This window comes from Sporomusa sp. (genome assembly GCF_035561255.1).
Classification (GTDB): domain Bacteria; phylum Bacillota; class Negativicutes; order Sporomusales; family Sporomusaceae; genus Sporomusa.
In genome coordinates, this window is record NZ_DATMXX010000001.1 from 1 (window position 1) to 6,033 (window position 6,033).

The window sequence follows — 6,033 nt, forward strand, 5'->3', positions numbered from 1 at the left end:
ATTATTAGCTGCCGGATTAGTATATATTGGAGACCGGCTGGGAATTGATTTATATTATGTTTCACTTTTGGCATTCGGTTTAAGGATATTCCAAAACCTGGCGATAATTCGTCGATATTTCTTGAAAAAATAGTCGGAAAGCTTCAAAGCCTGTCTAAATATGTTGCGGCTTTGAGGCTTTTCTTATGTAGAGATTTTTTTAAAAAAAAGAGCGAATTTTACCCTTGAAAAAAAGGGAAAATGCTACTTATGTTGAAACTATTGGGAAGAAACATAATACTGTGCTGCGAGGGAGTTATGGATAAAAAAAGTATATTAGCTATTGATGTCGGCACAGGTATGGTCAAAGTGTTGGCTGGAAGGCAAGAAACCGATGGCCGCATAGAGCTTTATGGCAGTGGTGCTGCTCCAACTGCCGGATATGTCAGAGGCGTTATCACTGACGTTAGTGCTTTGGCCTATTCTATCAGGCAAGCGATAGAATGTGTTGTTATGGCAACTGATAGCCACGCTGCAGGATCAGTGTATTTAGGCATTAGTGGCTCGATGCTTGTTGCGCAAAATAGTATGGGCACCGTTGCGACGGCAACATCTGGAAGTGTCACCAACGCTGATGTGGAGCGTGCTTGTAAAGCAGCTGTCTTTTCAGTTGCAAATAGTGAGTATGAGGTATTGCATGTATTTCCGGCAAAGGAAGTTATAACTCAGCTTGGTGCGGCTCTTGAAGTGGAGACTCATATAGTATCAGCTCCTCAAAGCATACTGCAGGGTCTTAGCAATGCACTTAGCGAGAGTGGAATTCAGTTAAATGGAATTGTTGCCAGCGGTATTATGGCTGCTGAGGGAATGAATAAAGAGTTGCCTGGTCAGCCAGCTAACTTCATCTTCATAGATATTGGTGCAGGGGTTACCGATATCTCTATGTATGTGGGCGGCTGCCTATGCTCATCAGCTTCATTACCGTTGGGTGGTGACTACATAACAAATGATTTAATGCAGGGCCTGAGCGTTAGCCGGGCTCATGCTGAGGAAATTAAGCGTTATTATTCGCGACTATCTCCTAATTTACGTAATCAGGGAATAGTCTTAGATTGCAATGACTATGGAACTGTTGACAAACATATTCCTTTTGACTTCTTATATGATATTATTGAAAGCCGGGTAGATGAAATTGTTACTTTAGTCTACAGTTATCTCAAACCACTGCAGGAAGAATATTTAACAAATCAGGGACAAGCTTTTGAAGCGATTTACTTAACTGGCGGTTGCGGAGCGATGCCTAGTGTAGCGACTTGTGTAACCAAGGTTTTTCAAATACATACTGAAACGGTAAAACCCGAAGGTTTGGCTGCTGAATATGTGCATCCTGCCAACACAGTGTGCTATGGGATTCTAAAACACGGTTCCAGAATTTCGGCAAATGAGCCAGTTGCTGGGCGCAGCGCCTGGAGTTTATTGGTTCATAAAGCTAAAAAATTATTGAAAATTTGATAGATATTAAGGGAGGAAAACTTACTAATGCTGGAATTTGATATGGATTTAGATCAATTTGCATCGATAAAAGTTATTGGCGTAGGCGGCGGTGGCAATAATGCGGTAAATCGTATGATTGGGGCTGGCCTGCAGGGCGTTGAATTTATTACTATTAATACAGACGCACAAGCGTTAATTGGCTCAGAGGCTGCCTATCGTATTCAAATTGGTGAAAAATTGACAAAGGGTTTAGGGGCAGGGGCTAATCCGGAAATTGGTGAAAAAGCAGCCCAAGAAAGCCGTGACGATATTATTAAAGTGCTTAAGGGTGCTGATATGGTATTTATCACTGCCGGTATGGGTGGTGGTACCGGTACCGGCGCTGCACCGGTAGTGGCCGAATGTGCCAGAGAGGTAGGCGCACTTACGGTTGGCGTTGTTACCAAACCGTTTACTTTTGAAGGCCGCAAGCGTCAACAGCAGGCAGAAAGAGGGACCGCTAAGCTTAAAGAAAAGGTAGATACGCTGATTACTATTCCTAATGATCGTTTGCTGCAGGTGGTCGATAAACGAACCTCGATTTTGGATGCTTTTAAAATTGTTGATGATGTATTGCGGCAAGGGGTTCAGGGAATTTCTGACCTTATTGCCGTGCCGGCCCTGATAAATCTTGACTTTGCCGATGTAAAGACCATTATGAGCGATGCTGGCTCGGCACTGATGGGTATTGGTTTTGGCACCGGTGATAATCGCTCAATAGCAGCTGTTGAAGCCGCTATTAGGAGTCCTCTGCTGGAAATGTCGATTGATGGTGCCAAAGGAGTCTTGTTAAACTTTACAGGTGGTCCTAATACCACTTTGTTTGAAGTAAATGAAGCAGCTGATATTATTGCTAAGGCTGCTGATCCGGAAGCAACAATTATTTTTGGTGCAACTATTGATGAGCGTTTTGAAGATCAAGTGCGAGTGACTGTTATTGCCACTGGTTTTGATCCTAAGCCATTGATAAAGGCAAGTGAAGGCAGGCATGAAAGCCCGGTTATCGAACCGTTTAAAGGTCGAGATCTAGATATTCCGGCCTGGATGCGCCGTTAAACACTTGCGATAAGTTCTGACCCGGCTCTTTATTGAGCCGGGTTTTCTGTCTGTTTTTAGTGGTTTCTTTTAGCAAAAAATTACATTATTTTAAAAAAATCCTTGGTATAATTGGCATAGTGATTTTGGCGATAGCATATATTGCTATGTATCAGTTTTTCTCCTGGTATAAAATTCCATGTCAGGAAGGGATGACCAGTGTACATCTACGCTGATATGGTACTATTGATTAATTTTATAATGAATAGTGTCATTTTAGTTTTAACAGCTTATGCCTCAGGCGTTTCGTTCAGATGGCGACGCATATTGCCTGCAGCTTTAATGGGAGGAGTATATTCACTTGTCGGGATTTTTCCGGAAATGGCGGTATTGTATACGATTCCTGGCAAGCTGTTAGCCTCACTAATGATTATCTTATTGGCTTTTGGGCGTAAAACATTAAAGATAACTTTAATACTTGTTGCTACTTTCTTTATTATTTCGTTTATTTTAGGCGGGGCCGTATTGGGGTGGTTGTACTTTGCCCAGGCCGAGGCGCCGCACGCGGTTAACCAAATAATTAGTCTATCCTGGGGTAATTTAGCAATAGGCAGTGCTATCGCGGTTGTACTTATCTTGCTTATCGTAAAACAAATGCTTGGAAGAATGTATCGTCGACAGACTTTTTATCAGGCAAAAATTGAATATGATGGACGATATGTTGAGGTGACAGGTATGCTTGATACTGGTAATGGTCTTTTTTCATTGCTGGGGCGCAAGCCTGTTGTTCTTTTAGATCACCAGGCATCACTTCTCCTGCTTAGCTCGCAAGCAAGGGAATATTTGACTACAAATAGTCCTGATGCGTGGTTGACTAATCTGGATCAATGCTTGGATGCAACATGGTTATCCAGGATAGAAATTATTCCTTATCAGTCTGTCGGTAGTCGGAGTGTTTTATTAGGATTTAGGCCGGATAGTATTACGATCATGACCGAATATGGTCCGGCTCAGACTGCTAATGTGCTCATCGGCATCTATAGTGGTGTACTTTCTGGCGGTAGCGACTGCCAGGCGCTTTTACACCCTGCGCTAATAACCGGGGTAAATATGACAGAGGAGGCAGGGATATGCGCATTACCTGGCCGATAGTTAAATTATATATTAAGCTTAAGGTGATAGCATTTCTTCAACGCATAGGCTGGCTTAAGCCAGATGAGGTATTTTATGTAGGTAGTGCAGAAATTTTACCTCCGCCGTTATCTGGCGATGAAGAAGTATTTTTGCTTAATCGATTACAAAAAGGCGATAAGTCTGTCAAAAGTGTTTTCATCGAGCGTAACCTGCGGCTTGTTGTCTATATTGCCCGTAAGTTTGAGAATACAGGGGTGAGTGTCGAAGACTTGGTCAGCATTGGCACAATTGGACTTATTAAAGCAGTAAATACTTTTGATCCTATTAAAAAGATTAAACTTGCTACTTATGCTTCACGGTGTATCGAGAATGAGATTTTAATGTACCTGCGCCGCAATAGTAAAACCCGGGCTGAGGTGTCATTTGATGAGCCACTTAATATCGATTGGGATGGTAATGAACTGCTGCTATCTGATGTATTAGGAACCGACAATGACATAATCTATAAATCAGTTGAAGAAGAAGTTGATAAAACTCTGCTGTACACAGCTATGAGTAAGTTATCAGGGCGGGAACGGAGAATTATGGAGCTCAGGTTTGGCCTCAATGATGATGGTAACGAGCGCACTCAGAAGGAAGTTGCCGACATGCTGGGGATATCCCAGTCGTACATCTCGCGACTTGAGAAGAGAATAATAAAGAGGTTACGCAAAGAAATTAGCCGGATGGAATAATCCTACGGCTTTTTTTTTTGCCATTTTTATTGTTTGTGGGTTTGGCGTGTTGCCAGTTAGAGTATAAAACCTCCAAGCCATGGCAATAATGCTTGTGTAGGGTAAGTAGTTTTAGTAGCCTGGAAAAACTGGGGAGGTACAACATGATAATCAACAAAGTAGAGATATGTGGTGTAAATACAGCAAAGCTCCCGGTGCTTTCTGCCACTAAAATGCGTGAGCTGTTCGAGGTAATGCAAGCTGGCGAAAGAGCGGCCCGGGAGCAGTTGATTTATAGTAACCTGCGTTTAGTACTTAGTGTAATCCAGCGATTTAACAATCGGGGTGAATATGTAGATGACTTGTTTCAAGTAGGCTGTATAGGTCTAATGAAAGCAATCGACAACTTTGATTTGTCGCAGAATGTTAAGTTTTCTACTTATGCGGTGCCAATGATTATTGGGGAAATCCGGCGTTATTTAAGAGATAACAATCCTATCAGGGTGAGCCGGTCAATGCGTGATATTGCTTATAAAGCGCTACAGGTCCGTGATTCATTAGTCAGCCGATATTCAAGAGAGCCGTCCATTAATGAGATTGCAGACGAACTCAAAGTGCCAAGAGAAGAAATAATCTTTGCCCTTGATGCTATTCAAGAACCTATCTCACTGTTCGAACCGATTTATCATGATGGCGGTGATCCGATTTTTGTTATGGATCAAATTAGTGATGATAAGCATCTTGACTTAAGCTGGCTTGAAGGTGTGGCAATTAAAGAAGCATTGCGAAAACTGAGTGAACGGGAAAAGCATATTCTTACTCTTAGATTCTTTGAAGGTAAAACTCAGATGGAAGTTGCTGACGAAATTGGTATATCTCAAGCGCAAGTGTCGCGATTGGAGAAAGCGGCTTTGGGGCATATGCGCAAATATATATAAGCTTTACATGCAAGTGTTTGGGAGGCAGTAAAAAATGAGGAAAAATTTACAGATAAAACTTATGATAATGACACTGATATTTTGTTTTGTCGCCGGCGGCTGGAGTCTGTTACTCTCTGATGCAAACCGTGGAATACCTGTAATGCCACAACGTGGGGATTATGTTAGATTGCATATTCTGGCTAACAGTGACAGCACTGAAGATCAACGGCTTAAACTAAAAGTGCGTGATGCAGTTATCGCCTATCTAACCCCTTATGTCCAAGAGGTAAGTGATGCCCAAGAGGCCAATAACATTATTGCAAGCCACCAGGAAAATATTATCATGGTAGCTAAAAAAGTATTGGGCGAAAACGGGGTTAATTATCCGGTTGCTGTGCAAATGGGTACTTTTGAGTTTCCTGTTCGCACATATGGAAGTTTAGAGTTACCTGCTGGGGAGTATCAGGCTGTTCGTATTCTATTGGGGCAGGCAGCCGGACAAAATTGGTGGTGTGTACTGTTTCCGCCACTATGTTTTATTGATGGAGCTAACACCGCACTGGCACCGCTGAGCTATGCAAAAGAAACTGAGCAGAAAGTCGATCCTGTTCCTCAAGTCCGATGGAAAATAGCCGAATTATTTAATAAATAAACGATTTCGGCACACATTTGGCCCTTGTCCTTCATATAATTATTGTAGAATCTAGATGCTACATATT

At 42.2% G+C, this 6,033-nt stretch carries 7 protein-coding genes; all 7 read left to right on the forward strand.

Going from position 1 to position 6,033, the window contains the following annotated elements; all coding sequences use genetic code 11:
* Positions 1-133 (forward strand): DUF1290 domain-containing protein (locus tag VN379_RS00005; RefSeq protein ID WP_325529538.1); only part of this gene is annotated, 133 nt, incomplete at its 5' end.
* Positions 134-297: 164 nt separating this feature from the next.
* On the forward strand, positions 298-1,491 hold the full coding sequence (gene ftsA / locus VN379_RS00010) for a cell division protein FtsA (RefSeq protein ID WP_325529528.1): 1,194 nt from the start codon (positions 298-300) through the stop codon (positions 1,489-1,491).
* A 27-nt stretch (positions 1,492-1,518) separates the two neighbouring features.
* The gene (gene ftsZ, locus VN379_RS00015) at positions 1,519-2,568 is read left to right on the forward strand and encodes a cell division protein FtsZ (protein WP_325529530.1); all 1,050 of its coding nucleotides are present in this window, start codon (positions 1,519-1,521) and stop codon (positions 2,566-2,568) included.
* A gap of 198 nt (positions 2,569-2,766) precedes the next feature.
* The gene (locus VN379_RS00020) at positions 2,767-3,699 is read left to right on the forward strand and encodes a sigma-E processing peptidase SpoIIGA (RefSeq protein WP_325529532.1); all 933 of its coding nucleotides are present in this window, start codon (positions 2,767-2,769) and stop codon (positions 3,697-3,699) included.
* Positions 3,696-4,415, forward strand: a complete 720-nt coding sequence (sigE, locus tag VN379_RS00025; protein ID WP_325529540.1) for an RNA polymerase sporulation sigma factor SigE — start codon at positions 3,696-3,698, stop codon at positions 4,413-4,415. Before VN379_RS00020 ends, sigE begins: the two co-directional genes overlap by 4 nt.
* Positions 4,416-4,558: 143 nt before the next feature.
* Positions 4,559-5,332, forward strand: coding sequence for an RNA polymerase sporulation sigma factor SigG (gene sigG / locus VN379_RS00030; RefSeq protein WP_325529534.1), 774 nt, complete (start codon positions 4,559-4,561; stop codon positions 5,330-5,332).
* 34 nt (positions 5,333-5,366) lie between these two features.
* A complete protein-coding gene (gene spoIIR, locus VN379_RS00035; protein WP_325529536.1) occupies positions 5,367-5,966 on the forward strand; it encodes a stage II sporulation protein R in 600 nt (199 codons plus the stop codon).
* Positions 5,967-6,033 lie beyond the last annotated feature (67 nt).